This window comes from Microbacterium sp. zg.B48 (genome assembly GCF_024623505.1).
Classification (GTDB): Bacteria; Actinomycetota; Actinomycetes; order Actinomycetales; family Microbacteriaceae; genus Microbacterium.
In genome coordinates this window covers 175,438-201,032 of sequence record NZ_JANJFE010000002.1, presented here as the reverse complement: position 1 = coordinate 201,032, position 25,595 = coordinate 175,438, and the positions used below count along the sequence as shown (strand labels likewise).

22 protein-coding genes, 1 tRNA gene and 2 pseudogenes are annotated in these 25,595 nt (G+C 66.5%); 14 read left to right on the top strand and 11 right to left on the bottom strand.

Translation table 11 applies throughout. From position 1 onward, the window contains the following. Positions 1–8: 8 nt before the first annotated feature. Together NQ152_RS00980 and NQ152_RS00975 are read right to left on the bottom strand one after the other, a co-directional pair. Positions 9–1,361 (bottom strand): MFS transporter, encoded by a 1,353-nt coding sequence (locus tag NQ152_RS00980; RefSeq protein ID WP_257522702.1) that lies wholly within the window; start codon positions 1,359–1,361, stop codon positions 9–11. Positions 1,362–1,400: 39 nt separating this feature from the next. Further along, entirely contained in the window at positions 1,401–2,444 is a 1,044-nt protein-coding gene (locus NQ152_RS00975; RefSeq protein WP_257522701.1) for an LLM class flavin-dependent oxidoreductase, read from the bottom strand. Positions 2,445–2,539: 95 nt separating this feature from the next. Here NQ152_RS00975 and NQ152_RS00970 point away from each other — a divergent pair, with 95 nt between their 5' ends. After that, positions 2,540–3,175 (top strand): phosphoribosyltransferase family protein, encoded by a 636-nt coding sequence (locus NQ152_RS00970; RefSeq protein WP_257522700.1) that lies wholly within the window; start codon positions 2,540–2,542, stop codon positions 3,173–3,175. 6 nt (positions 3,176–3,181) lie between these two features. Here NQ152_RS00970 and NQ152_RS00965 read toward each other — a convergent pair whose 3' ends face one another. Together NQ152_RS00965 and polA are read right to left on the bottom strand one after the other, a co-directional pair. Beyond that, entirely contained in the window at positions 3,182–4,855 is a 1,674-nt protein-coding gene (locus NQ152_RS00965) for a DUF885 domain-containing protein (RefSeq protein ID WP_257522699.1), read from the bottom strand. 41 nt (positions 4,856–4,896) lie between these two features. Further along, entirely contained in the window at positions 4,897–7,536 is a 2,640-nt protein-coding gene (gene polA / locus NQ152_RS00960; protein WP_257522698.1) for a DNA polymerase I, read from the bottom strand. A gap of 57 nt (positions 7,537–7,593) precedes the next feature. Here polA and NQ152_RS00955 point away from each other — a divergent pair, with 57 nt between their 5' ends. Further along, positions 7,594–8,025 carry a PaaI family thioesterase gene (locus NQ152_RS00955; RefSeq protein WP_257502576.1) on the top strand — a complete coding sequence of 144 codons (432 nt, stop codon included), beginning with the start codon at positions 7,594–7,596 and terminating at the stop codon, positions 8,023–8,025. Between the two features lie 19 nt (positions 8,026–8,044). Here NQ152_RS00955 and NQ152_RS00950 read toward each other — a convergent pair whose 3' ends face one another. Then, entirely contained in the window at positions 8,045–8,668 is a 624-nt protein-coding gene (locus tag NQ152_RS00950) for a response regulator (RefSeq protein ID WP_306815474.1), read from the bottom strand. Positions 8,669–8,705: 37 nt separating this feature from the next. Between NQ152_RS00950 and NQ152_RS00945 the strand changes: the two genes are divergently transcribed. After that, positions 8,706–8,788, top strand: a tRNA-Leu gene (locus NQ152_RS00945). Positions 8,789–9,627: 839 nt separating this feature from the next. Here NQ152_RS00945 and NQ152_RS00940 read toward each other — a convergent pair. After that, positions 9,628–10,230 (bottom strand): DUF998 domain-containing protein, encoded by a 603-nt coding sequence (locus NQ152_RS00940; RefSeq protein ID WP_257522697.1) that lies wholly within the window; start codon positions 10,228–10,230, stop codon positions 9,628–9,630. Positions 10,231–10,410: 180 nt separating this feature from the next. Between NQ152_RS00940 and NQ152_RS00935 the strand changes: the two genes are divergently transcribed. Continuing rightward, the gene (locus NQ152_RS00935; protein ID WP_257522696.1) at positions 10,411–10,575 is read left to right on the top strand and encodes a recombinase family protein; all 165 of its coding nucleotides are present in this window, start codon (positions 10,411–10,413) and stop codon (positions 10,573–10,575) included. Here NQ152_RS00935 and NQ152_RS00930 read toward each other — a convergent pair. Beyond that, positions 10,572–10,880, bottom strand: a complete 309-nt coding sequence (locus NQ152_RS00930) for a HEPN domain-containing protein (RefSeq protein ID WP_257522695.1) — start codon at positions 10,878–10,880, stop codon at positions 10,572–10,574. The two genes, NQ152_RS00935 and NQ152_RS00930, sit on opposite strands and share 4 nt — an antisense overlap. 425 nt (positions 10,881–11,305) lie before the next feature. Here NQ152_RS00930 and NQ152_RS00925 point away from each other — a divergent pair, with 425 nt between their 5' ends. From NQ152_RS00925 to NQ152_RS00905, 5 genes and pseudogenes are all read left to right on the top strand, one after another. Further along, a complete protein-coding gene (locus NQ152_RS00925; RefSeq protein WP_257522694.1) occupies positions 11,306–12,598 on the top strand; it encodes a vanadium-dependent haloperoxidase in 1,293 nt (430 codons plus the stop codon). A 356-nt stretch (positions 12,599–12,954) separates the two neighbouring features. Further along, positions 12,955–15,033 (top strand): AfsR/SARP family transcriptional regulator, encoded by a 2,079-nt coding sequence (locus tag NQ152_RS00920; RefSeq protein WP_257522693.1) that lies wholly within the window; start codon positions 12,955–12,957, stop codon positions 15,031–15,033. A gap of 469 nt (positions 15,034–15,502) precedes the next feature. Further along, positions 15,503–18,064 (top strand): DUF4062 domain-containing protein, encoded by a 2,562-nt coding sequence (locus NQ152_RS00915; protein ID WP_257522692.1) that lies wholly within the window; start codon positions 15,503–15,505, stop codon positions 18,062–18,064. Positions 18,065–18,107: 43 nt separating this feature from the next. Continuing rightward, entirely contained in the window at positions 18,108–19,364 is a 1,257-nt protein-coding gene (locus NQ152_RS00910) for a glycosyltransferase (protein WP_257522691.1), read from the top strand. A 198-nt stretch (positions 19,365–19,562) separates the two neighbouring features. Further along, positions 19,563–19,938 (top strand): annotated as a pseudogene (locus tag NQ152_RS00905) (PH domain-containing protein). A gap of 168 nt (positions 19,939–20,106) precedes the next feature. On the opposite strand, the gene NQ152_RS00900 reads toward NQ152_RS00905, so the two are convergent. Continuing rightward, positions 20,107–20,544, bottom strand: a complete 438-nt coding sequence (locus NQ152_RS00900) for an SRPBCC family protein (RefSeq protein WP_257502585.1) — start codon at positions 20,542–20,544, stop codon at positions 20,107–20,109. A gap of 473 nt (positions 20,545–21,017) precedes the next feature. Between NQ152_RS00900 and NQ152_RS00895 the strand changes: the two genes are divergently transcribed. Both NQ152_RS00895 and NQ152_RS00890 read left to right on the top strand, forming a co-directional pair. Then, positions 21,018–21,959: a DUF1990 family protein gene (locus tag NQ152_RS00895; protein WP_257522690.1), complete on the top strand. Its 942-nt coding sequence runs from the start codon at positions 21,018–21,020 to the stop codon at positions 21,957–21,959. 107 nt (positions 21,960–22,066) lie between these two features. Next, positions 22,067–22,933: an AraC family transcriptional regulator gene (locus NQ152_RS00890; RefSeq protein WP_257522689.1), complete on the top strand. Its 867-nt coding sequence runs from the start codon at positions 22,067–22,069 to the stop codon at positions 22,931–22,933. Between the two features lie 22 nt (positions 22,934–22,955). On the opposite strand, the gene NQ152_RS00885 is transcribed toward NQ152_RS00890, so the two are convergent. Then, positions 22,956–23,258 (bottom strand): hypothetical protein, encoded by a 303-nt coding sequence (locus tag NQ152_RS00885; RefSeq protein WP_257522688.1) that lies wholly within the window; start codon positions 23,256–23,258, stop codon positions 22,956–22,958. Positions 23,259–23,361: 103 nt separating this feature from the next. Here NQ152_RS00885 and NQ152_RS00880 point away from each other — a divergent pair, with 103 nt between their 5' ends. Both NQ152_RS00880 and NQ152_RS00875 read left to right on the top strand, forming a co-directional pair. Then, the gene (locus NQ152_RS00880; RefSeq protein WP_257522687.1) at positions 23,362–23,856 is read left to right on the top strand and encodes a hypothetical protein; all 495 of its coding nucleotides are present in this window, start codon (positions 23,362–23,364) and stop codon (positions 23,854–23,856) included. Positions 23,857–24,032: 176 nt separating this feature from the next. Continuing rightward, complete coding sequence (locus NQ152_RS00875) at positions 24,033–24,644, top strand: hypothetical protein (RefSeq protein WP_257522686.1); 612 nt, start codon at positions 24,033–24,035, stop codon at positions 24,642–24,644. A 99-nt stretch (positions 24,645–24,743) separates the two neighbouring features. On the opposite strand, the gene NQ152_RS17330 is transcribed toward NQ152_RS00875, so the two are convergent. Next, positions 24,744–25,022 carry a 4-fold beta flower protein gene (locus NQ152_RS17330; RefSeq protein ID WP_374113543.1) on the bottom strand — a complete coding sequence of 93 codons (279 nt, stop codon included), beginning with the start codon at positions 25,020–25,022 and terminating at the stop codon, positions 24,744–24,746. Between the two features lie 218 nt (positions 25,023–25,240). Between NQ152_RS17330 and NQ152_RS00870 the strand changes: the two genes are divergently transcribed. Next, positions 25,241–25,375 (top strand): hypothetical protein, encoded by a 135-nt coding sequence (locus tag NQ152_RS00870; protein ID WP_257522685.1) that lies wholly within the window; start codon positions 25,241–25,243, stop codon positions 25,373–25,375. Positions 25,376–25,441: 66 nt separating this feature from the next. On the opposite strand, the pseudogene NQ152_RS17325 reads toward NQ152_RS00870, so the two are convergent. After that, positions 25,442–25,583 (bottom strand): annotated as a pseudogene (locus tag NQ152_RS17325) (IS30 family transposase); the annotation flags it as partial. Between the last annotated feature and the right edge of the window lie 12 nt (positions 25,584–25,595).

Below are 25,595 nucleotides of genomic sequence, written 5' to 3'. Positions count from 1 at the left end.
CAAGATCCTCACCGATCGTCCAGTGCGAGTCCCCGGCGGTCCACGAGGCCCCACGCGGCCCCCGCAGCGATCGCGAAGAAGGCCGCGAAGACCACGAACAGCAGCGGCGCACCACCCGACGCGAGCAGGACCGGCACGCTGAGCGGAGCGATGATGGACGCGATCCTGCCCACGCCGGCAGCCCAGCCGGACCCCGTGCCACGCAGCGAGGTCGGGTACATCTCCGGCGTCACGGCGTACAGCGCTCCCCACGCACCGAGGTTGAAGAAGGACAGCGCCATCCCCGCGCCGATGACCATCGCCTCGCCCGTCGCAGTGCCGAACACCACGGCTGCCGCCGCCGATCCGATGAGGAACACCGACAGCGTCAGGCGGCGTCCCCATACTTCGATCAGCCATGCCGCCACCGCATATCCGGGCAGCTGCGCGAGCGTGATGATGAGCGTGAACCCGAAGGAGCGCACGAGGTCGTATCCCTGCGAGACGAGGATCGAGGGGATCCAGATGAAGGCCCCGTAATACGAGAAGTTGACGCAGAACCACACCACCCACAGACAGGCTGTGCGCAGACGGAACTCGCGCGCCCACAGCGCGGTCAGGCGCTCTCGCGAGGACAGCGCCGCCGGCGGCGGCTCATCGGGCTGCACGTCCAGGACGGCCGGCGGCGTCACACCCGCGGCCGTCTCGAACGAGCGGACGACGGCGTCGGCTTCGGCATGACGACCGCGGCGGGCCAGCCAGCGAGCGGACTCGGGCAAGCCCCAGCGCACGATGAGGGCGTACGCGGCCGGCAGCGCCCCGAACGCGAACGCCCAGCGCCAGCCGTCGTCCGAGCCCGGGATCACCAGGAAGCCGATCAGCGCCGCCGCCGTCCAGCCGACCGCCCAGAACGCTTCCAGGATCACGATCAGCCGACCGCGGATGCGGGCCGGCGCGAACTCGCTGACATAGGTGGAGGCGACCGGCAGCTCCGCACCGAGACCGAGACCGACCAGGAAGCGCAGGATCAGCAGCGCCGCAAGCCCACCGACCAAGGCGCTGGCGCCCGTGGCGACGCCGTAGACCAGCAGCGTGACGGCGAACACCTGCCGGCGCCCGAACCGATCCGCCAGCAGACCGCCCAGGCTGGCACCGATCGCCATTCCGACGAATCCGATCGAGGCGATCCAGGCCGTCTCGCCGGGTTGCAGCTGCCATTGCACCGCCAACGCGGCGATCACGAAGGAGATGAGCCCGACATCCATCGCATCCAGTGCCCAGCCGACCCCGGAACCGGTCAGGACGCGCAGGTGCCGGCGGGTGAAGGGCAGCCGGTCGAGTCGCTCCGAGAGCGGGAAGGTCCGGGCGGGAGCATCCGTCATGCAGTCATGCTACGGATGCCGCGGCCTTCCCGTCACTGCTCAGGACAGCAGGTCGTGCACCAGCGGTCGCACGCGGGTGCCGTACAGCTCGACCGAGCGCATCATCTTCTCGTGCGAGAGGGTGCCGGTGGAGAACTTCATGTCGAACCGGGTGCTGCGCAGCGCCCGCACGGTGTCGGCGATCTTCCGTGCGACCGTCTCGGGTGAGCCCACGTACAGCGCCCCCTCCGGGCCGACGTCGTGCTGGAAGCGCATCCGGCTGTACGGCGGCCATCCCCGTTCCCGGCCGATGGTGTTGTTCATCGACTCGAAGCCCTCGTAGGCCTCTTCCCACGCCTGCTGGTCCGTCTCGGCGATGTGGCCTGGAGAGTGCACTCCGATCGGGAGCCGATCGCGCCCGAAGGAGTCGAGCGAACGGTGGTACAGGTCCACGAACGGACGGAAGCGCGCGGCAGGCCCGCCGATGATCGCCAGCATCAGCCCGTATCCGTAGCGAGCCGCCCGGACGACGGACTCCGGAGTGCCGCCCACGCCGACCCAGGCCGTGAGGCCGTGCTCGGTCTTCGGGAAGACGTCCGCGGCGGTCAGCGGTGCCCGCATCGAACCCTGCCACGTCACCGGCTTCTCGGTGAGAAGCTGCGAGAACAAATCCAGCTTCTCCTCGAACAGCGCCTCGTAGTCGCGCAGGTCGTAGCCGAACAGGGGGAAGGATTCGATGAAGGATCCGCGTCCGAGGATCACCTCGGCGCGTCCGTGGGAGACGGCGTCGAGTGTGGCGAAGCGCTCGTATACGCGCACCGGATCGTCCGAGGACAGCACGGTCACCGCCGTCCCCAGGTGGATGCGCGTCGTGCGGGCGGCAGCGGCGGCGAGGACGATCTCAGGGCTGGAGATGGCGAACTCGGGTCGGTGATGCTCGCCCACGCCGAAGAACGCGAGGCCGACGTCGTCGGCGAGCACCGCCTGGTCCACGACGTTGCGGATCGTCTGCGCGTCGCTGAGCAACTCGCCGGACGCGTCCCGCGTCACGTCTCCGAACGTGTCGAGTCCCAGGTGGAGTTCAGTCGGATCGACATAGGTCATACCCCGCACGTCCTTTCCATTCGCATGCATAGGAACACTGCCCCGCCGGCGCGCATTCCCATACCGTCCGGAGCGGGCGAGCGTAGGGTGTGCGCGTGAAGAGGTTCCACGATCGCGCGGATGCCGGCAGGCAGCTCACGGCCGCGCTCGCGCCGGTGGCCGATCCGCGGGCGATCGTGTTCGGCATCCCCCGCGGCGGGGTGGTGGTGGCCGCCGAGGTCGCGCGGGTGTGCGGTCTTCCGCTTGCCGCCGCGGTCGTGCGCAAACTGGGCGCTCCCCACCAGGAGGAGTACGCCGTGGGGGCAATCGCCGACGGCGTGAGGATCCTCAATCCGGATGCCGTGCGCCATGGCGGTGTGACACCCGAGCAGCTCGCCTCGGTCGAGAAGTCGGAGCGCGTCGAGCTGGAACGCCGGACCGGTTTGTTCGCGGCATCCCTCCCCTCCGTGAGCGGCAGGACCGCGATAGTGGTGGATGACGGGATCGCCACCGGATCCACCGCGACGGCGGCATGCACGGCTCTGCGCGCGCACGGTCCCGCCCGGATCATCCTGGCGGTGCCGGTCGCGCCGGCCAGATGGCTCCCCGATCCCGACGTCGTGGACGACTTCATCTGCCTGCACCCGGTTCGGGACTTCTGGGCCGTGGGGCAGTTCTACACCGACTTCACCCAGACCGGCGACGGGGAGGTCGCGCGACTCCTGTCCCGCGACCTCCCCGCCCCAGAGTGAGCCGATTCAGCTGGCCAGCGCTGAGCGGAGGGTGTCCAGGCCGACGCCGCCCACGTCCAGGGCGCGCTTGTGGAACGTCTTGATGTCGAACGCGTCGCCCTGCGCCGCCCTGGCGTCGTCGCGGATCTGCTCCCAGATCCGCTGACCCACCTTGTAGGCGGGGGCTTGCCCCGGCCAGCCGAGATACCGGTTGACCTCGAATTGGACGAACTCATCCGACATGTTGACGTTGCGGCGCATGAACGCCAGTGCGTAGTCGGCATCCCACGTGCCTCGCCCGTCCGGGCGGGGCTTCTCGAGGTGGACACCGATGTCCAGAACCACCCTGGCGGCCCGCATGCGCTGCCCGTCCAGCATCCCGAGCCGGTCTGCCGGGTCCTCCAGATAGCCGAGTTGCTCCATCAGGCGTTCCGCGTACAGCGCCCAGCCTTCGGCATGGCCGGATGTTCCGGCCAGCAGGCGGCGCCACGAGTTCAGCTGCGACCGGTTGTACACGGCCTGCGCGATCTGCAGGTGGTGGCCTGGGACGCCCTCGTGGTAAACGGTGGTCAGCTCACGCCAGGTGTCGAACTCCTCGACGCCTTCCGGCACGGACCACCACATGCGTCCGGGCCGCGAGAAGTCGTCGGTGGGTCCGGTGTAGTAGATCCCGCCTTCCTTGGTGGGTGCGATCATGCACTCCAGCCGACGGATCGGCTCGGGGATGTCGAAGTGGGTCCTGCCCAGCTCGGCGATCGCCCGATCGCTGGTCTCCTGCATCCAGCGCTGGAGTTCCGCGGTGCCGTGCAGTTTGTGCGAGGCGTCCTCGTCGAGGAAGGCGACGGCTTCTTCGACGGACGCGCCCGAACGGATCTGATCGGCGATCGACTCCTGCTCGGCCACCATCCGGGCAAGCTCTTGGACGCCCCAGTCATAGGTCTCGTCCAGATCGATCGTCGCTCCCAGGAACCGCCGGGACTGAAGAGCGTACAGGTCTCGTCCGACGGCATCCTTGTCTGCGGCGACCGGGGCGAGCTCCGTGCCGAGGAACTCGGCCAGCCCGTCGTACGCCACGCGGGCGGCGTCGGCGTTTTCGGACAGTGCACGCGAGAGGGACGTGGGCAGCTGACCTTCCGCGGGGGCGGCTTCGCCGGCGAACGTGGCGAAGAACCCCCCGTCGTCGGTGTAGCGGGCGATCTGCGTGATGACCTCCACGACCTGGCGGCGGGCGGGGACGGTGCCCTGCGCGATCCCCTCGCGCAGCGTGGTGATGTAGCCCTGGATCGCGGCCGGCAGAGCCTTGAGGCGGGTGGCGACGACGGACCAGTCCTCCGCGGTGTCGGTGGGCATCAGGTCCAGGACGGAGCGGATGTCCTGCACCGGGGAGGCGATCACGTTCATGTCGCGGAGATTCCACTTCGCTTCGTGCAGATCCAGCTCCAGGCGCAACTCGCGGCTGAGGTCCTCCTTGGTGACGACATCGATGTCGTCCACCGCGGTGGCGGCATCGAGCGCGCTCAGGGTGCGGCGGGCGTCGGCGATCAGCCGCTCCGCGCCCTCGGGCGTGTAGTCGCCGTACCGGTCGTTGTACTCGGTGCGCCCGATGTACGTGGCCACCGTGGGCATCTGCTCGGCCAGAGTGTCGACCCAGGCATCGGCGATCGTGTCGATCGGCGTGGGGGTGCGTGGTGCATCTGTCATGCCTCCGAGCCTAGGCAAGGAGCAGCGGGCGACCAAGCGGACTAGTGACCCGCTTCGTTCCAGTCCGCCCCACGGCCGATCTGGACATCCAGCGGTACGGTCAGGCTGGCCGCGTCGCCCATGCGCTCGCGGACGATCCGCTCCGCGGCATCCCACTCCCCCGGGGCCACCTCGACGACGAGCTCGTCGTGGATCTGCATGAGCACGCGGGAGCGCAGCTGAGCGGCCGAGAATTCGTCGTGGATGTGGAACAGCGCGATCTTCATGATGTCCGCGGCGCTGCCCTGGATGGGTGCGTTCAGCGCGGCGCGCTCGGCGTTCTCGCGCAGCACCCGGTTGGGGCTGGACAGATCAGGGAACGGGCGACGGCGGCCGAAGATGGTCTCGGTGTACCCGTCGATCTTCGCCTGCTCCACGGACGAGCGCAGGTAGTCGCGTACCGCGCCGAACCGGTTGAAGTACTCCATCATCAGCTGCTTGGCCTCGGCCTGCTCGATCCGCAGCTGCTTGGACAGACCGAAGGCGGACAGGCCGTAGACCAGGCCGTATGACATCGCCTTCACCTTCGTGCGCATCGCCGGAGTGACGTCCTCGGGGCTGACCCCGAACACCCGTGCACCCACGAATCGGTGCAGGTCTTCCCCGGAATTGAACGCTTCGACCAGGCCGGGGTCCTCCGACAGGTGCGCCATGATGCGCATCTCGATCTGGGAGTAGTCCGCCGTCAGCAGCGTCTCGTACCCCTCGCCGACCTCGAAGGCGGCCCGGATGCGGCGGCTCTCCTCCGTGCGGACCGGGATGTTCTGCAGGTTCGGGTCGGTGCTGGAGAGCCGCCCGGTCTGGCTGCCGGTCTGCACGTAGGTCGTCCGGACGCGGTGATCGGGTCCGATGGCGCTGTCCAGCGATTCGATGATCTGCCGCAGCTTGGTCGCTTCGCGATGCTGCAGCAGCAGGTCCAGGAAGGGGTGCGGGTTGGACTCCTGCAGGTCCGCGAGCACCGCGGCATCCGTGGAGTAGCCGGTCTTCGTCTTGCGCGTCTTGGGCAGTTGCAGCTCCTCGAACAGGACCTCCTGCAGCTGCTTCGGAGAGCCGAGGTTGACCTCTCGGCCGATCGCGGCGTACGCGTCCAGCGCGATCGCGTCCGCGCGGCGGGTCAGATCGGCGGCGAAGTCGGAGAGCTTCGCGTGCGAGACGGCCACGCCGGCCAGTTCCATGTCGGCCAGTGTCAGCAGCGTCGGCAGCTCGATGTCGGCGAGTACAGCCTGCACGCCGGCCGGAAGCTCCACCCGCAGGGCGTCGGCGGCACGCAGCGTGAACCAGGACAGCTGTCCGGGCGTTGCACCCTCGGTCTCGGGAACGAGCTGGGTCGGGTCGGCTTCGGGCAGCTTCTCGCCCAGGTAGCGGTCCACCAGATCCGACAGGGTCTTGTCGGGGAAGCTGGGGCGAAGCAGCCACCCCGCGATGGACGTGTCGAACGCGAGCCCGCCGATGCGGATGCCGACCCGGCGGAGCGCCTTGACCTGAGGCTTGGCGTCGCTGAGGACCTTGGGCGAGTCACCGGACAGCCACGGGCTGAGCTCGGCGGCGACGTCGGCCGTCCAATCGGCTTCGACGACCGCGTCCGCGGTGGCCAGCCCGACGCGACGTGGCAGTCCGCCCTCCAGGACGAGGGTCACGCCCACCTCGTCGGCGGCATCCGCAGCCCACGCCGCCAGCTCGGGTGCGGGCAGCTGCGCCGGGACGGGCATGACGACCGGCGCCGGCGCCGTCGCGGTGCTCGTCGCCTCATCGATCCCGGCGGCGTCGAAGACGCGCGGGAGCAGGGTGCGGAACTCGAGGCGGGCGAAGATGTCGCGCACCGCCTGGGCGTCCATCGGCCGGGCAGCCAGTTCGGCGGGGGTGACCGGGAGCTCGACGTCGCGCAGCAGCCGGTTCAGCTGGCGATTGCGCCGCACGTCCTCGATGTGCTCGCGGAGGTTGTTACCCACGACGCCGGTGACCTTGTCTGCGTTCTCGAGCAGCGCGTCGAGCGAGCCGTATTGCCCGAGCCACTTCACCGCCGTCTTCTCGCCGACCTTGGGCACACCGGGCAGGTTGTCGCTGGTCTCGCCGACCAGCGCCGCGATGTCCGGATACTGCTCCGGACGCACGCCGTAGCGCTCGATCACGGCTGCGGTGTCGTAGCGCTTCAGCTGGGAGACGCCCTGGACATTCGGGTACAGCAGCGTGATGTCGTCGTCGACGAGCTGGATGGTGTCGCGGTCTCCGGAGCACACCAGCACGTTGTAGCCCAGTTCCGCGCCCTGCGTGGCGAGCGTCGCCAGGATGTCATCGGCCTCGATGTCCTCCTTCTGCAGCACCGTGATACTCATGGCGGCCAGGCAGTCCTGCAGGAGCGGGATCTGCCCCTTGAACTCGCTGGGCGTCTCGGAGCGGTTCGCCTTGTACTCGGGGTACTCGCGGGAGCGGAAGGACTGGCGGGACGTGTCGAACGCCACCGCCAGATGGGTGGGTCGTTCCGCCTTGATGAGGTTGATCAGCATCGCCAGGAACCCGTAGATCCCGTTCGTGTGCTGCCCGTCCTTGGTTGTGAAATTGTCGACGGGGAGTGCGAAGAACGCCCGGTATGCCAGCGAATGGCCGTCCACGATCAGGAAGGTAGGCTTTGCGGAGTCCGTCACCCTGACAGCCTAGTCAGGGCGGAGGACAGCAATCCGACGAGTGCCCGAAGGCGAGCGATGACCGACCAGCCTGTTGCAGACACCCAGCGATCGGCCCGGGCCGCCCAGCGTGGAATCGGAGCCCTGGCCCAGAAGATGGGCATGGAGTTCCTGGAATTCTCGGTCGATCGGTGCGTCGCGACGCTGCCGGTCGAGGGCAACACCCAGCCGATCGGCCTCATGCACGGCGGCGCGTACGTGGTCTTGGCGGAGTCGCTCGGATCGATGGCCGCGAACCTCCACGCTGGACCGGGCCGACTCGCGCTCGGCGTCGACATCAACGCGACCCACACGCGTTCCGCCGCGTCCGGGCTGGTCACCGGAGTGTGCACGCCCATCCATCTCGGTCGGAGCCTGACGGTGCACGAGATCGCCGTCAGCGACGATCAGGGACGACGGCTGTCCACCGTCCGGATCACCAACATGATCAAGAGCGCACCGCCGGTCTGAGCTGCGCTGTCGCGGCGGGTCAGCCCTTCTTAGGCGCCAGCTGCTCGATGATCGCCTTGGCGACGTCCTGCATCGTCAGACGCCGATCCATCGACGCCTTCTGGATCCAGCGGAAGGCCTCGGGCTCGGACAGGCCCATCTTCTCGTTCAGCAGGCCCTTCGCGCGGTCCACGAGCTTGCGGGTCTCGAAGCGCTCAACCATGTCGGCGACTTCGGCCTCGAGCGTGATGATCTGTTCGTACCGGGCCAGCGCGATCTCGATGGCGGGCAGCAGGTCGTTCGGTGTGAACGGCTTGACCACGTAGGCCAGCGCGCCGGCTTCGCTGGCTCGCTCGACCAGCTCCTTCTGGCTGAAGGCGGTCAGGAGGACGACGGGCGCGATGTGGTTCTTGCTGAGCTTCTCGGCGGCCGAGATGCCGTCCAGGTGCGGCATCTTCACGTCCATGATGACCAGGTCGGGTCGCAGCTCGGTGGCCAGCTGAACAGCCGTCTCACCGTCGCCGGCTTCGCCGACGACATCGAAGCCGTTGTCCCGAAGGATCTCGACGATGTCGAGCCGGATCAACGACTCGTCCTCCGCAACGACAACTCGTCGGGGCGTGGATGCCGGTGAACCGGTCGCCTGCTCTTCCTCAGTCACCATTGAATCCTACGGTATGGTCGTTCGCGGACGTGCCGGAGCCGGTGTGGCGGAATGGCAGACGCGGAGCACTCAAAATGCTTTGTCCGAAAGGGCGTGTGGGTTCGAATCCCACCACCGGTACGTTGAAATGTCTACGTTCTTGGCGAGATGCATGCGTCTCGCCAAGAATGTCCTCTCGCTACAGCGCTGTCTGTTGGTTGTTGTTGTCTTGTAGGGGCATCTCTGGGGATCACGCGGTCGCGCCCTCCCGCCTGGCCCGTCGAGAGATCAAGCAGTGGCGTACTCCCCCATGCGGTTAGTCGACGCGGCCCCGGTCGCATGTCCTCCCGATAGGAACACTCAAGGCAGAAGTTGGCCATCAGGTCGGAGCATCCGGCATCGCACTCGCGCTGCTGAGACTGAACGAGGCAAACCGTGCCCGCCTCGAAACGCGAGGGTTCCGCACCATCCGGCTCGCCGACGATCCTTTCCCCACGACGTCGTAACCCCCTGCGGGCGCGGCTCGACCGAGCGACGCCACTCCAGACCAGCTACACCCTGGCGATATCGCCGCCGCGGAGGGCAATTCGCATCCAGTGCGGCGAGAGTCGCTCGGTGCGCACGGTCAGGTGCAGGAGGTCCTGCGCAACGGTCTTGCCGAGTCGACTGGCAAGAGCCGTGAGCTCTCCGATCGGTGTGGCGGATTCCCTTGACCGTCAGCCCTTCACGGAAGGTCGTTGCAGGCACAGCGCATATACGCCAGCGCCGAACAGCAGCATCCCGAGTCCCAGCCAGAGCGCGTCAACGGGTGCGGCCCCGTGATCAAAGCCCGGTCAGGGATCCGCTCCCCCGACTCAGACAGTCGCGTTGACCGGCCGCTCAGTCATGAGGCGCGGTGCGGCTAGTGGCATGAGTCCTCCCGCAATCTCCACCGCGACACAGGCTCACGCCGGCTGGCCCTCCTGCGCGACGCTCTCGCGTCACAAGACGGAAAGAACGCTGATAGCGGCGAGCACCACCCATGCCAGGTAGGCGAGAAGGCAGAACCTGTCGGGCCATCCGATTCGGATCTTTGGCGAGCCGCCTTGCCCGTGGGCGGGGGTAGCGGCGATGAGGAACCACACCAGTCCGGCCAACGGAACAACGGAACAGATCACCAACGTCCAGCCAAGCGCGGGCCCCACCCCGACCCCCGCGAGCAGCGCGGCAGGGGGAAAGCCGGCCAGCAACACCACACCCAGCACCGTGTGCGCCCTGCCCACTGGCGTGGCATCAGCGCGCGGAGTCATGATCGGATCGGCGTCGATGAACGCGGCACCGAGCGCGCCGAGGGCGACGGCTGCGAGGCCGATCGTCCACGCGCCGCCGAACGGCCACAAGGCGACGCCCGTCGCCGAGAGGCCTATGGCCATCGTGACGAAGGCGAAGCGCATGACCCACCCGTGCCGCCCGAGGGAGTACTCGCTGATCATCCGCCAGGACGGGTCATACTCGGGCTCGAGTACGTGGAGGATCGCGATCAGCCCCACGGTGAACCCGCCGGCGACGAGCGCCACAGTGGCGGCGATCTCCGCGACGCTCACGTGTGCGCAGCCATACCACCAACAAGCATGGGCCTCCCCTGCGCGGCACTCTATCCCGTTGGTAGCGCGCGGTCCCGTTGGTAGCGCGCGGGACGGGCCGAGCCACGTGGACCTCGCGTCGCGACGCGTGGTCAGACAAGATCGGCTTGTGCATGCCGCTCCTGCGGACGAAATTCGGGCATGAATGCACTACTCATCGGATACGCGCGAGTCTCCACCTACGAACAGGACCTGACCGCGCAGCGCACCGCCCTCGAAAAGCTCGGAGTAGATGCCAAATACATCCACACCGACCACCAGAGCATGCTGTCGCCCTGGAGGGCGAGACTGAGGGCATCCCTCTAGAGCCCGCTTTCGTCGCCTGACGTCGGCGTCTGAAAGTATTCGTATGCGAGCCGACCCGCGTACCGGAATGAACTGTGACGCGTGATCGACTGAACGAGCAAGTCGTCGGGAACGCCAAGCTCGTGCAGCAAAGTCAGCAGCACCAGCGCGGCCGTGACCTCCATGACGGCATTCAGCGCGTCGTTCGTGTGTTGCTCCGACGCACGCGTGTGCGCCAGCTTGTTCCTCGCGTCTTTCGCCGCATCCGCCCACTTCTCGCGATCCGGAATGAGCGCGGCCGCGGGCGCGTCGATCCGCGAGCACAACTAGATCAGGCGTTCTCTTAGCGTCGGATCGTTCCGCGGAATGCGCATCCCGACCCACGCGCGAAGGCGCATTCGGTTACCCGCCTTCGGCCGGCTCGCGGAACGCGTCGTCCTCGTTCGCCTCGCTCGACGCGAGCCCCGGCACCGACCCAGGCCTCCCGATATGGCCAGGGGGCCCACGGTGGGCGACGCGGCCAAGGTCACGCCGGCCTCCGAACTGACGATCACCGCCCGGATAGCCGGTGTGACGATCCGTAAACCTGTCCGAGTCGCAACCGTCGTCGACGAACGATGCGCGAGTGGGCTTCTCATATCGTCAGCCACGCGAGTTCTGCAGAAGCGCTGTTGATAACGCGCTGATATCGACGAGTGGCAGAACGGACATCTTACGAACGGGCACGAGCCCGACAACACAGGGAGTTGACATGAGATCTACGACTTCGCGGATGGCCTGGCTGCTCGCACCCGTGCTCGTGACGATTTCCGTGGTCGGCCTGGCGGGTCCAGCGACGGGCGGTCAGGAGCACGGCGAGACGGGCCCACCGGATGCATCGGTCGCGAATTGGGATGCCGTCGGCACACAGGCGTTCACGGCCGCCGCCCTGTCCCCGGCCGAAGGACATACCATCTTCGCGTACGTGGCGATCGCTGTCTACGACTCGGTGATGGCAGTCGAGGGCGGGTACAAGCCGTTCCTCGTGGATGCCGATGCGCCCGACGGAGCCTCGGCGGTGGCGGCGGTGGCGGCGGCTGCGCGGGGCGTCCTCGACCATTACCTGCCGGATCAGTCGGCGTCGATCGTCGAGCCGGCTTACACCGCGGCCCTCGCCGCGATCCCGGACGGGACGGCGGAGAGCGACGGAGTGGCGATCGGTGCCGAGGTGGCGCGCGAACTGATCGCCTTGCGCGCGGACGACGGCTTCCGGGCTCCGGTGACGTACACGCCACCGGACCCGCCCGTTCCGGGGGCGTGGCTGCCGACAGCGCCGACGCCACCGGTCGGCCCGTACCTCGGTCTCATGAAGCCGTTCGCGCTCGCCTCGGCCGACCAATTCCGGCCGGCCGGTCCACCCGACCTCCGCGGCCGGCAGTGGGCGCGCGACTACAACGAAGTCAAAGAGATCGGTTCGAGCACCAGTACGACGCGAACCGCCGATCAGACCCTGGCGGCCAGGTTCTGGGCGGAACCGCCCGTCCAGCAGGCGCGTGGTTCGTTCCGCAAGTTCGTGCTCGACCACGAGCTCGATGTGGTCGGTGCCGCACGCTTCATGGCGATGATCTCGGTGACCTACGCGGACGCGCTGATCGCCTGCTTTGACGCCAAGTACCACTTCGCTTTCTGGCGGCCGATCACGGCTATCCGAGCCGGCGACACCGACGGCAATGCCAGGACGGCAGGCGATCCGTCGTGGTCGACGCTCCTCCCGGCGACGCCGAACCACCCGGAGTACCCGAGCGCACACTCGTGCATCACGCCTGCCGCGGGGTGGGTGATCGCGAGATTCCTGCCCGCTTTGCGGATCGACTTCACGATCCCCAGCGTGACCGGGCTCGGCGATCGTACGTTCGCGCGCCCCGGCGACCTGACGTACGAGGTCAGCAACGCCCGCATTTGGGGCGGCATCCACTTCCGCTCTGCCGTAGACGACGGCGTCGGCATCAGCATGCGGGTGACGTTCTGGGTGCTCGCCCACCACTTCCACCCATCGCATCGCTAGACACCGGGTTCGCTGGCGCTGGCGAGGTGCGAGATTACGCGGCGCGACTCAGGCGCCGTCAGAGATGCGCCGCCGGCGCGAACGGGCCGAGGGTGAAGCGTGTCGCGTGAGGGGCGCGGGTGCGCCGGGTCGATGTCCACATGGCGAGGTCGTTTCGTTCGATCGGTGCGCGACGGCTGCTCAGTCAGTGAAGAACACGCCGATATCAGTCGGATAGGGACGCTCGTCGACGCGCTATCACCTGTCTTGACGGATGTTGGCGTCGGGGTCACAGTGGCGTCATGGAGGTGCGCGTTCTGGGAGCGCTAACGCTCGACGACGGCCGGATTCCAATGGGTCGGCGGGATCGTGTGGTGATGGGTGCGCTCACGGTCCGGCTGGGCGCATCCTTGTCGGTCGATTCCCTCGCGGCGGCGCTCTGGGGCGACAGCCCGCCCCCGTCGTGGTCGCATATCGTTCCAGGGTGCATCATGCGGTTGCGCCGGCTTATCGCACCGGCCCAGATTGAAACCACCCCGCACGGGTATCGGCTGATCCCGGAGCACCTCGAGGTCGACGCCGAGCGGTTCGAGCTACTCGTCACGCGGGGCACCGAGCAGCTGGAGCTCGGTGAGCCGGAACGTGCGGCGCACACGTTCGCGGAGGCGCTCGCACTGTGGCGGGGCGAACCATTCATCGAGCTTCTCGACTGGGAGCCGGCTCAGATTGCGTCCGGTCGCCTGGAGGAGATGCGTCTAGGTATCGAGGAGCTGCTTCTTGACGCACGGCTGCAGGCCGGCGAGATTCAGGAGGTCGCCGCGTCGGCGCGCGGCCGCGTCGCCGAGGAGCCGTTGCGCGAGCGGCGCTGGGTGATGCTTGGCGTGGCGCAGTACCGTCAGGGTCGGCAAGCCGAGGCGCTGGCCACCGTGCGCCGGGCCCGGGCGCTGCTCGCCGCGGAACTCGGACTTGACCCGTGCACGGAGCTCGCCGAGCTGGAGCAGGCGATCCTGACGCAGGATCCCTGCCTTGTTTCCGACCAGGTGTTCCGAGTCGCGAGCCCGGAGTGTCCGTACTTCGGCCTGCCCCCCGCGGGGGCGGGCGACGCCGAACGGTACTTCGGTCGCGAGCAGGAGCTGGCCGGCGCACTGCGAGCGCTCGACGAGCACGGTGTGCTGCTGGTCGCGGGCTCATCGGGCGTCGGCAAGTCCTCTTTCGTCAGGGCCGGAATCGGTGAGCAGTTCCTCGCGCGCGGCATCGAGGTCGCCATCGTGACGCCCGGGGAGCATCCGATCGACGCACTCCGCAAAGTCGGACTCCCGGCCGGAGAATCGCTGCTCATCGTCGATCAATGCGAGCAGGCGTTCGCCGCGGACGACCCCGCCGAGGTAAGCGAGTTCTTTAGCTTCCTCTCGCGAATGGCATTCTGTGGGATGCTCGTCGTCGCGATCCGCGCCGACCGTCTCGGGGACCTCGCAGATCACGAAGGGTTCGCGCAGATCATCCAGTCCCACATGCTGATACTCACCGCGCTGAGTCCGGAAGGACTCCGGACCGTGATCGAAAAGCCCGCAGAGCAGGCCGGGCTCATCCTCGAGCCGGGCCTTGTCGAGATCCTCGTCCGCGACGCCAATGGGCGAACCCTTCCACTGCTGTCCCACGCCCTGCGTCAGGTGTGGTCGCGCCGTGAAGGGCGCGTTCTGACCGTCGACGGGTATCGGGCATCCGGTGAGATCGAGGATGCCGTCGCGAAGACCGCGGAAGAAGTGTTCGCCGCGCTCCCGCCGGACGGGGAGCGGCTGCTGCGCGACATCCTGCTCCGTCTAGTCGAGGCCTCGGCGGACGGCGCTGTGATATCTCGTCGGGTCGAGCGCACGCGGATTGCGATCGACGAGGCCCATTCGCAGATCGTCAATCGGCTGGTCGATGCGCGCCTGCTCACGACCGACGAGGAGTCGGTGCAGGTGTCGCACGAAGCACTCGCTCGGGAGTGGCCACGGCTCAAGGGCTGGCTTGCCGATGATGTCGAGGGCCAGCGCATCATGCGACACCTAAGTTCCACGGCCGCCGCCTGGGATGCGATGGGACGACCCGACAGCGAGATATACCGTGGCGGCCGGCTCGCGACGGCCCAGCACTGGCGGGATGCCGTCGATCCCGCACTCACGGCGGTCGAGCGAGAGTTCCTCGATGCCTCCGCAGCCCATGAGGCCGCAGGACTCGCGGGCTCGCAGGCGAAGCTGCAGAAGAAGCGACGGATGGTGCGCGGACTGTCCTGGGTATCCGCCGCCGCAGCCGCGCTCGCGATCGTCGTCACGGCAAGCCTCTCTTCGCGAGGTTCCAGCTCAGCCTCACAGACGAGCTCGCGACGCTCCGGGGGCGCGTCTCCGTGCTCGCGCGCTGCTTCTCGCGGTGAAGGCCATCGAACTCAGGGACGAGACGCCCGCCTCAGAGGGTGATGACAGCATCGAAGGCAGAAAAGCAGAAGCTAATCGGCGCGGCGGTCGATCGCGAGGCCGACCGGATCGCGGAGGCGCTGATGAGGGCCTTTTCAGTAGCAGCGCGAATAGCCCCGGTCAGAGACGGGCCGGGGCTCTCCTTGATCCTCGTCGGTTCGCGGCCCGCTGCTTAGGTTCCATCGATTTGTCAGGCCCCTGAGCCGTCGGGGTTCTTTCGAGTGCGGCCGCATCCGCCAGGACGCCATCGACCTGGACGGCCTAATCCATCTCGAGGCGAGTGCCCGGGTAGGGATCCCTCAGCGGGCGAATTTCGGTCGTCCTGACCGAATGTGCCCTTTGATGGGACGATCAATGGAGATTCGCCGCGCGCGTGCTTTGGCACGGTGCCTGTTGGTTCTGTCGGAATTGCTAGTGGCGGGGCAACTTGTCCGGCTAGACATCGGCTGAGCCCGGGGCCATACTTTCGGCCATGGGCGGAGGCGCCGGGCTGATACGGACGCCTGATCAGCGTCTGCGTGTGTTCGTCAGCTCAACTTTGCAGGAGTTGGCGCCGGAGCGTCGAGTGATTCGCGAGGTCATTGAACGTCTCGCGCTGTCACCGGTGATGTTCGAGCTCGGCGCTCGGCCTCACCCGCCACGGTCGCTGTATCGCGCCTACCTTGAGCAGTCCGATATCTTCATCGGCGTGTATTGGGAGTCATACGGATGGGTCGCGCCGGGCGAGGAAGTCTCCGGCCTCGAGGATGAATACAACCTCGCCCCAGATGTTCCCATGCTCATTTACGTCAAACGCAGCGAGCAACGAAACGGTCGCTTGGATTCTCTGCTCAGACGGATTCGAGAGGATGACCGCGCGTCGTACGTGGCGTTCGACGACGCGGAACAACTGGGGCCGTTGCTGACCTCGGACCTTGCAACCCTCCTGGCGGAGCGATTCGACGAGAGCAGTCGACGGCGACCGGTTCCCGCGCATGTCGTGGCCGGGGTGTCACTCTCCGAGATCTTGGACCCGCCCAGGCCGCTGACACGATTGATTGGCCGCGAGCGGGACATGCAGGCGGTTGTGCGTCTGTTGACCACCGACGGGCGCAGGCTCGTCACGCTCACCGGTCCGGGCGGCATCGGGAAGACCCGCCTTGCCCTAGCCGCCGCTCGAGACCTTGAGGCATCCTTCCCGGACGGCATCGCGTTCGTGGACCTTGCTCCGCTCAGAGATCCACGGCTTGTTATCTCGGCGATAGCGAATGCGCTCGGGATCAGGGACACCGGAGAGGCGCCCTTGCGAGCGAAGGTGACGCAAGCGCTTCTCCACCGTCAGGTGTTGTTGTTGCTCGACAATGTGGAGCAGGTTGTCGGTGCTGCCGCCGATCTGAGTGCTCTTCTCAACGCCAGTTCCGTCTCCATTCTTGCTACAAGCCGAGTCCTGCTTCGAATCGACGGGGAGCAGAGCGTTCCGCTGGCTCCGCTTGCATCTTCGGCTGCCGTTCAGCTTTTCCTCGAGCGCGCTCGCGCCGTCAAACCGGAGTTCGAACTCACCGATGACAACGCGGCCGACGTCACCGCGATCGTCACGGCACTGGACAATGTCCCACTGGCGCTGGAACTGGCGGCTGCCCGCTTACGTGTTCTTACGCCCAAAGTCCTCTTGGAACGGCTGGAGCGGGCGCTACCGCTACTAGTGGATGGCGCGAGAGACCGTCCCGAGCGTCAACGCACACTGCGGGCCGCGATTGACTGGAGCGCTCAGTTGCTGAGCAACCCGGAGCGGGACCTATTTCTCCGGATGTCGGTTTTCCGCAACGGCTTCTCGTTGGACGCGGCAGAGTGGATGTGCGAACGCTCGGATGCCGGAAGCGCGGTGGACCTGCTCGGGGGACTGGTCGAGAGCAGTCTGCTGCAAGAGCAGGACCGCGAGTCGCGGTCCTGGTTTTCGATGCTTGCGACCGTCCGCGAGTATGCGCGGGACGAACTCGAAAGCGCGGGCGACCTGCCGAAGTGTCGGCAGCGGCACGCTGAGTTCTTCTCGGCACTCGCTGCGCGTGCCGAGCCGCATCTCACCTCTGCTGGACAGAGCGCCTGGATCGCGAGACTGAACGACGAGTTCGAGGACATTCGCGCCGCGGCTGATTACTACCTCGCCGCCGGACAGCACGAGGCTTTTGCGGATCTCGTCTGGCCGCTCTACTGGTTCTTGTGGAGCACCGGACGCATGCGCGAAGCCGAAGCCTGGATAGCGCGGCTCACCGAGGTGGAGGATCAGCTGAGTGACCGGACTCGCTCCAGAGCCAAGCTGTTCAACGTGGGGATGGCGATCCTGGAGGGGCCTGACCCGAGCCGCATTCCCGAACTCGAGGACTGCATTGCCTATTTCCAGCGGGAGCATGACCTCCCTGGTGAATTTCTTTCGCAAATCGCCATCGGACTGCTCGAGTTAATGCGCGGGTCCTCGCGTCTGGACATCGCCGACCGGCATCTCCAATGCGCCAGAGAGATAGCGGAGACACTCGAAAGCCCCTTCCTAACGTCGATGGCACTGCATATTGCGGGGCAAGTCTTCCTGGCGCGCGGGGACGCGCGCGGGGCAGTAGAGATCTTCGAGGCGAGCCTGCAGGCCGCAAAGGACAGCGGAGAGGTGCTCAGCGAATCGGCGGCGCTATTTCAGCTCGGCTGGGCAATGTTGCTGCAGGGTGAAAACGTCAGCGCCAGCGAATTCTTCGTTCAGCAGATGCGAATCTCGTCGACTGTCGGGCACCAGCAGGGAATTGCCAATGGGCTGGATGGCATGTTCGCAGTTGCCGTCGCCGTCGGCGATTTCGAACGTGCCGGCCGACTGCTGGGCGCGGCGGACGAAGTCCGCGAACGCAAGGGTCTGCTCCCTCCCGCGATGTTGCCGTACCACCAGCGGGTGCTCGCGCAGGTCGAAGGATCACCCGCCAGCGAGGAATTTCAGATCGCCCGCGAGGCCGGTCGCCACGTGGACCTCGCCGAGGTGATTGAGCAAGCACTTGTCTCAGATCGGAGCAGCAGTTGATTTTCCCCGTTCTGATGCTGTCGGGCAGTCAGGGGTATCGACGGTGAGGTACCTGCTCGCGATCTGGGATGGCGGCGGGGCGACGCCGCCGAACCTCGGCGTCGCGCGAATCCTGGTCGAACGCGGCCACGAGGTCGTTGTGTTCGGCGACGCGACGCTCGAGGCGGATGTTGTGGAAACGGGTGCGACCTACCGGACGTGGCCGACCGCACCGCAACGGCGGTCGACCAGGCTCGAGGACGATCTGCTGAAGGACTGGGAGTGCCGCACACCGCTCGGCGCTGCTCGACGGATTCTCGATCGCCTGATCGCCGGACCATCGACGCGCTTTGCCGCCGATGTAACGGCCGCTCTCGATGACGAACAGTTCGACGCGGTGCTCGCGGACGGAATGCTGTTGGGAGCGCTGATTGGTGCCGAGGCGCGCGGTATTCCGGCCGCCACTCTGGTCGGCAGCGTCTACCTGGCGCCGTCGCGTGTTCGGCCGCCGATGGGGCGCATACCACCGGCCCGTGGTGCGATAGGGCGCATGCGCGATCGCATCAGCTTCGCGCTGGTCAACTTGCTTTGGCACGGGGGTATTCGCAGTCTGAACGATGCACGGGCCGACTACGGACTCGATCCGCTAGCTCAGCTGTGGGACCAGTGGGACCGCGCGGACCGCGTACTCATGCTGACGGCGTCAGTGTTCGACGATCCCCCTCCGGACGCACCCAACGTGCGGTACGTCGGGCCCGTTCTCGAAGACATCCCGACCCAGGGCGCCCTCGAGTTACCACCCGGAGATAACCCGCTCATCGTCGTTGGTCTCTCAAGCTCGTACATGGAGCAGTCGGACCTCCTCCGCCGCATCGCCCAAGCGCTATCGCAAATGCCCGTCCGCGGGATCATCACCACTGGGCCGGCAGTCGATCCGTTCGACGTCCCCGCCGCGGACAATGTTCTCGTCGTCCGAGCCGCGGCCCACACCGAACTCATTCCGAAGGCAGACCTCGTCATCACCCATGCGGGTCACGGAACACTGATCAAGGCGATCGCCGCGGGTGTCCCGGCGCTCTGCATTCCACTCGGCCGCGACCAACCCGACAACGCCGCCCGCGCAAAGCGCCACGGCGTCGCCGTCGTCCTGTCACCGCGTTCGGATGCCGCCACCATCACAAAAGCTATCCGTCAGATGTTGAGCGAGCCTTCATACCGAGCCGCAGCCGACGCGCTCGGCGCGCAGATCCGCGCGGAAATCGCATCGGGTGCTCTCCTCGCTGAACTGGAGAGCCTGCCCGCTGCGCACCATCTTCCGTAACGTCCGGTCGACCAAATCAGGCGGTGACTAATCGTCCCAAGCGGGATCCACATGCGCGACCGAAGCCGTTGCGCTGAGGGACCGACTTGCGAGCACATGTTTCGGACGCCCGCTAATCACGGGGTCGGCGATCGAGTCCGCTACGCTGACGAAACTGCGCGAGAGTGATCGCGGTCCACCTCACGCAGGAGGCTCCCAATGCCCGAGACCGCAACAATTCTCGCGTCGACATTGCGCAACGAAATTCCGGTGCCCGAAGAGATCGCGGCTCTGCTCGTTGAGGGCGAAGGGAGTCGCGTCGTTCAAAACCTTTCGCGACTCCGCAACCTTCACCACCAAGCGACTCATCGTCCGCGATGCCCAGGGCATCACCGGCAAGAAGGTCGAAATCTACTCGCTCCCTTACAGCTCCATCAACATGTGGTCCTCCGAGAACGCGGGCCGAATGCTCGACTGCGACGCCGAAATTGAACTGTGGACGCGCGCAGGTCACATCAAGGTGAAGCTCATGAAGGGCGCCGACATCCGTCGCATCGACGGCCTCCTCGCGTGGGCAGTTCTGCAGCCTCACTAACCCGCAGACTCAGCTGAGAACGGAAGATCGCGGATTCACGCCGTCCGCAGATGATCCGCTTTGGCGCTGTTCCTCGCCCTCACCTACCCGCCAGAAGCGCGGTCGAGCTACGCGTTTGCGAGCTCCACTAGCAACGCACTGGCGCCGCCCACTCGCATTCGTGGGGAATCATTTCCTTCGCTCGACGTAGGTCTTCAGGGACTTCATCGTCCGCTCGCTTTCGGCACCCGCCATCCGCAGAAGGATCGGCTGAACCAGCCGAAGCGCCCCGTGGGTCGTCAGTTCTCCGACTCTGGTGAGGTGCGTGCTTGTCTCGGCGGCCTCCATGTCATACCGGATCAGCGCATCGAGGCGGCCGGACGGCTTGCGCTGGTGGAACTGCAGTACCTGATCGGGCACGTCCGCGACGATTTCGCCCCGCATTCGGCCGAGCATGGTCGAGTCTTCGTATGTCAGCCGCGCCCCCACCTCCGGCGTTCGCATTCTCGTTCCGCGGTACACCAGGGAATGTCTGAGCCAGGTCGGATAGGCGTCGAGAGCACGGAGAGCCGAATAGACCTGGTGGGGAGACGCGTTGATATCGATGGTGTTCGTGATCCGGACCATGCGCCCCGTTCTACGCTCTGCCGGGCATCCGCGCCAGCCGGGCACCTCATTGTTCTCGTCGCGTCGACGCCGCCTTGACGCCAGGCGGCCCGCGCCGTGGGGCAACCACCCTGCATGCCTGTGCGACTCAAGCCGGGTGATGGCGCTCGAACCGATCCTCAACTGACGCTCGCGGATCTCTGATCGAGCGTTGTGTCCGGCACCAACGATTCGCGCATGAGGACCCTGATTCGAGCTGGCGCCGGCGGCAGGATCCCGGGACCATCTGAGGTGCTCAGCGTCCTGCTACGGCCGACCACCAGGCCGGCGCCACATGCGTATCACTGAGACCGACGGGTGGCCCCGGACTCGTCGGCTCATTGTGGGGGGCGCTCAAGAATCTGCCTCTCCAGCCACATCCACGCAACCTCCACGCATGCGCGCAAGTGGGCCGGATACGGGCGGCGAGGTAGGGGACCTGACAGGATCGGGAGATGGCCAGCTCGTTCTCACTCGTGACTCGCGCGAGGCTGCCCGTGGCGGAACTGTTCGATGTGTCGCTGTCCATCGACGAGCACGTGGCGTCTATGGCGAAATCCGGTGAGCGGGCGATCGGGGGTGTGACCCGTGGGTCGATCGCTCTCGGCGAGTCCGTGACGTGGCGCGCGAGGCATTTCGGGATCTGGTTCACGATGACATCGCGGATCACCAGCCTGCAGAGACCGGACCGGTTTGTGGACGAGCAAGTCCGCGGCCCATTTCGCACGTTCCGCCACGAGCACGTCTTCACCGGGGATGGCAACGAGACAGTCATGACCGACACACTGACCATCGGATCGCCGATATTCGGCCGGCTCGCGGAACGCGTCGTCCTCGTTCCCTACCTGCGTCGGCTGATCCAGCAACGCAACCACCACCTGCTCACCGCACTCAACGCGAACGCAGGCACCAACCCAGACCTGCCGACATGGCCAGCGGACGGGTCGACCCACTTCCGACGATCCGAAGTTACTGCGCTGATAGGCCACGGCGATCACGCGTGGGAGCGCGCGACACGAGACGTCCTGCGTTGGGCGGTGAAGACTCGCAGCGGGTTCGCCGTCGACGACACGCGCAAGGTCACGCCAGGCTCCGAACTGACCGTCACCGCCCGGATAGCTGGCGTGACCGTCCGCGAACCTGTCCGAGTCGAAACCGTCGTCGAGAGCGACACCCGCGTGGGATTCTCCTATCGCACGCGCCCCGGGCACCCCGTGTCCGGCGAGGAAGCGTTCATAGTGCAGCGCGACGAAGGAAAGGTGTCGCTCACCGTGCGGTCACTGACCGCGCCGGGTGACGAGCAGCCGTGGCGATCGTTGTACCCACTGCTCCGCATCGCCCAAATCATCGCCAGGCGCCGGTACCTTCGCGCTCTCCGCCCACCAGTTGAGCACTGAAGGACCCGCATAGGGGTGGGACTCGCGCGTGGATCCGATCGGATCGGACTGCGATAGTAGGGTGCCGATCGAGGTGCTCCGGAAGGGTGGATGCCGAAGGGAGAGCCGTGATCGCTGAACTGAACAGACTCGTCGCTCTGGTCGAGGATCATCTGACAGACGACCTCGATCTGGCGAGCGTGGCGTCCCCACTCGGCACGACCGAGTACCACCTGCGGAGGATGTTCTCGTCGCTGGCCGGGATGTCCCTCTCCGAGTACGTCCGCCGTCGACGCATGACAGTCGCCGCGGCCGAGGTCCTCGGAGGGGACGACTTGCTGGGAATCGCCGTGCGGTACGGGTACGGGTCGACTGAGGCATTCGGTCGCGCGTTCCGCTCGGTGCACGGCGTGAGCCCCGGCGATATCCGTCGACGGGGTGGCCCCCTTCGCACACAACCGCAGATCAGGTTCCGCCTGACCGTCGAAGGGATCACCACCGTGGATGCTCGCATCACCGACCGACCAGACTTCCGCCTCGTCGGGCACGTCGCCCGCGTGCCTCTCATCCACGAGGGCATCAACCCGCATATCCAGGCGCACATCGCTTCGCTCCCTATCGAGGAGCATGCCCGCCTCAAAGACCTGAGCAGCACCGAACCGGCCGGCCTGCTCCAGGTGAGCGCTGACGTCGATTCTGACTATACGGAGGGCAGCGAACTGACCTACCTGCACGGTGTCGCCGTCACCGACGCCACCCCGGTCCCGGACGACCTTGACACGATCGAGGTTCCGGCCGGCACCTGGGCGGTGTTCCGTACCGGAGGCGACTACCCCGCCGCGCTGCAGTCGGTGTGGGCCGCGACGGCGACGGAGTGGTTTCCGTCCAACCCCTGGCGGCTCCGTCCCGGGCCATCGATCGTCACAGTCCTCGACCGTTCAGACGACTTCAGCGCCGCCACGTGCGAACTCTGGCTCCCCGTCGAACGCGCCTAGTTCGTGCCGGGTGCCCACCCTCCTACGCCGCTGACCCGACCAAAGCGTTCAGGTCAGCCACGAATCGGGCGAAGCCGTTCCCGTCGATCGTGCTCAAGGGTTCGCCGAACCAACGGACCCAGATCACATCTACGTCCGCGTCGCTGATCCGCCCGTGATCGATCAGGTGACGAGCCATCGGCGCCGCCTCGGGGTTGTACTCGTCGGCCGGAGCGCCGTCATTGGCGCCAGGCTCGAGTCCGTATGGATCGAGGTCAGTGAGAAGCGCCAGCACGGCTGCGTTGATCGCCGTCCAAGACTGCCCATCTGAGGAGGAGTCCGCCATCAAATCGTGAGCAAGCGGGTCCTACCGCGTGCACTACGGTTGCTCCAACCGAAGAGATCAGGGTGCGATGAGGCGTGGCGGGACACGAGTTGGGTTGGCCTTGATGCTCGTGGGCATCGTTGCGGTGGGGGCGGCGGGTTGCGTACAGGGCGGTGCATCGGGAAGTCGACACAAGTTGTACGACAGCCTCGACTCACTGGCTCGGGATAGTTCGGCCATAGTCGTCGGATCCGTCACCGATCAGCGCGAGGAGAGCTCCGCGAGATTCACCTCGACGGTCTCAACGGTGGAAGTCACGAACACGCCGGCGGGCCCAGGCCTCGGCGAGAACCTCGACGCGGCGTCTGCGCAGGTAGCGGTAGGAGACGTGATCCAGGTCAGGCAGGACGGCGTCGACCCCTCGGTCCTGCAGCCGGGTCAGGAGTACCTGCTGTACCTGACGCCCAGCATGCTCTCCGGGGAGGAAGCCGCTCACTTCTTCATCACGGGTGCGGTCGCAGGGGCATACCTGAGGGAGGGCGATGATTTCAGGCGCGTCGCTGCCGACAGCGGCGACGACCTCCCAGACACGATCGAGATCGCGGGCGCGAAACGCTGACCGCCCCGGCCGGCGGCCTGCGACGGCCGTCACGACCGTCTTACGGGTTTTTGATTGCGCTACCGGGTTCGATCCGGAACACTCGACTCATACAGTTCGCCGGAGTACTTCCTGAAGATGCCCCTGACCCGCGCCGTGCTGCGGGCGGGCGGTTGTCCGATCTGCCATTCCCACTTGTGGAACTTTCCGCACAACCGACGATTGAAGACACGAACGCCCCGGCAATCACTGAGATTACGGGTTTCGAGGGGCAATCTCACCTCGCGGTGAGTCTCTCGTACACGCTCTGGCGCAATCCCGACGACCGCGCCGATCCCGTCAATCTCAAAGACCTTGACCCGGTCGAGCAGGAAGCCGTTGACGATGTCCCACCGTGGCCGCGGCCATCGTGGCTGATCGAGTACGTCGAGATGATGCGCTATCCCCAATTGTGGGAAGCGGTGAGAACGAGCTGGAACAGCGACGTTTCGGAGCACACCACCCTGGCCCAGCAACTCGTCGACCACACGAACTACATCCTCATGAATCAGTTCCGCAAGGAACTCGGGCTCGCGCCCGGGCCGACCGAGAACGGGCCATGGCAAGTGGGACCGTCTTCTGTCAACACCGCGGTCACGCTTGCTATCGACGGCAAAGACGTTCCGGCCTTCGAGATCGACACGGACCCCTTCGTCTATGCAATCGGCGCCCACGTCCGAAATGACGTCGTTGTCACCGTCGTGATCGCGCGCGAGCATCTCCCATACGTGCGCGTGACGCTGCGCACGCAGAGCGCGGCAACGGCCTAACCTGGCCCCCCTCCCCCGGATCCACTCGCGGGAATCCGCGAACCCATCGTTCACCGCGCGCAGACGACCGGCCTTCGCGTGGCCAGTGCGATGAGGCCACTACCGAACCATGAGTTCTGAGAACGTCATTGGCGACCAGTTCGGTGAGCTCGCGGCGCGTGGTTTGTGCGGCCGCCGAGCGGCCTTGGGAGGAATAGGGTGCCGCGGCGGATGCGGAGGTCGCGGACGGGGGGGGGGGGTCGGAGGTCCGCCTGAAGCGCCGGCTCCAAATGCGACGACCGTGCCGCGCAAGTCACGAAAGAGACCGGAGGCTGGAAGAAGCGCGATGCGTGCCGTCAAGAGGGTGGATCGGGCGAAACGTGTCACCGTCGTCTCCATAGAGCCATCCAGTAACGTTGCCCGACTGATCGTAGAACCGATTCTGCTCATACATCGAGCCGACGACCGCACCGGTCTGGCCGCAGATTGCCTCCATGAGCCACGCCTATGAGTTGCCGCCGACATCGGCTCCGCCGCGCTCGACCAACCCCCTGTTAGGGCAGTGACGTCCGCATGGTCGCAGGGTGGGTCGGTTCGTGCGGGCGTACGGTGGGATCATGTGGAGCCTGATCGCGCTGTTGTTGCTCGCGTGCCTCGGCGTGGCGGCCTTCATCGTGGGAACGGTCGTTCTCGTCGTGTTCCTCGCCCGCATGCATTCGCGTAGACGCGAGAACCCGTCGCAGGGCATCTGAGCAATTTCCCTCCCCGCCACGGTGCTCGTGCTCGTTCACGCTGCCCCGTCCGCGATTTCGAGGAGGGTTTTCGATGAAGCCACGTTGCCACGGCGACTTCGGGTCACAGAAGAAGGATCTCGATCCCGCTGTCGATGCGGACCTTATCCCAGTCCCGCATCTCGGGTCCCTGATCCGAGGTCAACGCGACCCGCAGCTGCTCGGGAAGCTAAGGATGAGA

Coding starts and splice junctions, on each gene's coding strand:
- NQ152_RS00900 (WP_257502585.1), bottom strand. CDS start 20,544: ATGGTCCGGATCACGAACACCATCGATATCAACGCGTCTCCCCACCAG.
- NQ152_RS00885 (WP_257522688.1), bottom strand. CDS start 23,258: ATGGCGGACTCCTCCTCAGATGGGCAGTCTTGGACGGCGATCAACGCA.
- NQ152_RS00975 (WP_257522701.1), bottom strand. CDS start 2,444: ATGACCTATGTCGATCCGACTGAACTCCACCTGGGACTCGACACGTTC.
- NQ152_RS17330 (WP_374113543.1), bottom strand. CDS start 25,022: ATGGAGACGACGGTGACACGTTTCGCCCGATCCACCCTCTTGACGGCA.
- NQ152_RS00895 (WP_257522690.1), top strand. CDS start 21,018: ATGGCCAGCTCGTTCTCACTCGTGACTCGCGCGAGGCTGCCCGTGGCG.
- NQ152_RS00935 (WP_257522696.1), top strand. CDS start 10,411: ATGAATGCACTACTCATCGGATACGCGCGAGTCTCCACCTACGAACAG.
- NQ152_RS00920 (WP_257522693.1), top strand. CDS start 12,955: ATGGGTGCGCTCACGGTCCGGCTGGGCGCATCCTTGTCGGTCGATTCC.
- NQ152_RS00880 (WP_257522687.1), top strand. CDS start 23,362: ATGCTCGTGGGCATCGTTGCGGTGGGGGCGGCGGGTTGCGTACAGGGC.
- NQ152_RS00870 (WP_257522685.1), top strand. CDS start 25,241: ATGTGGAGCCTGATCGCGCTGTTGTTGCTCGCGTGCCTCGGCGTGGCG.
- NQ152_RS00980 (WP_257522702.1), bottom strand. CDS start 1,361: ATGACGGATGCTCCCGCCCGGACCTTCCCGCTCTCGGAGCGACTCGAC.
- NQ152_RS00955 (WP_257502576.1), top strand. CDS start 7,594: ATGACCGACCAGCCTGTTGCAGACACCCAGCGATCGGCCCGGGCCGCC.
- NQ152_RS00965 (WP_257522699.1), bottom strand. CDS start 4,855: ATGACAGATGCACCACGCACCCCCACGCCGATCGACACGATCGCCGAT.
- NQ152_RS00950 (WP_306815474.1), bottom strand. CDS start 8,668: ATGGTGACTGAGGAAGAGCAGGCGACCGGTTCACCGGCATCCACGCCC.
- NQ152_RS00925 (WP_257522694.1), top strand. CDS start 11,306: ATGAGATCTACGACTTCGCGGATGGCCTGGCTGCTCGCACCCGTGCTC.
- NQ152_RS00915 (WP_257522692.1), top strand. CDS start 15,503: ATGGGCGGAGGCGCCGGGCTGATACGGACGCCTGATCAGCGTCTGCGT.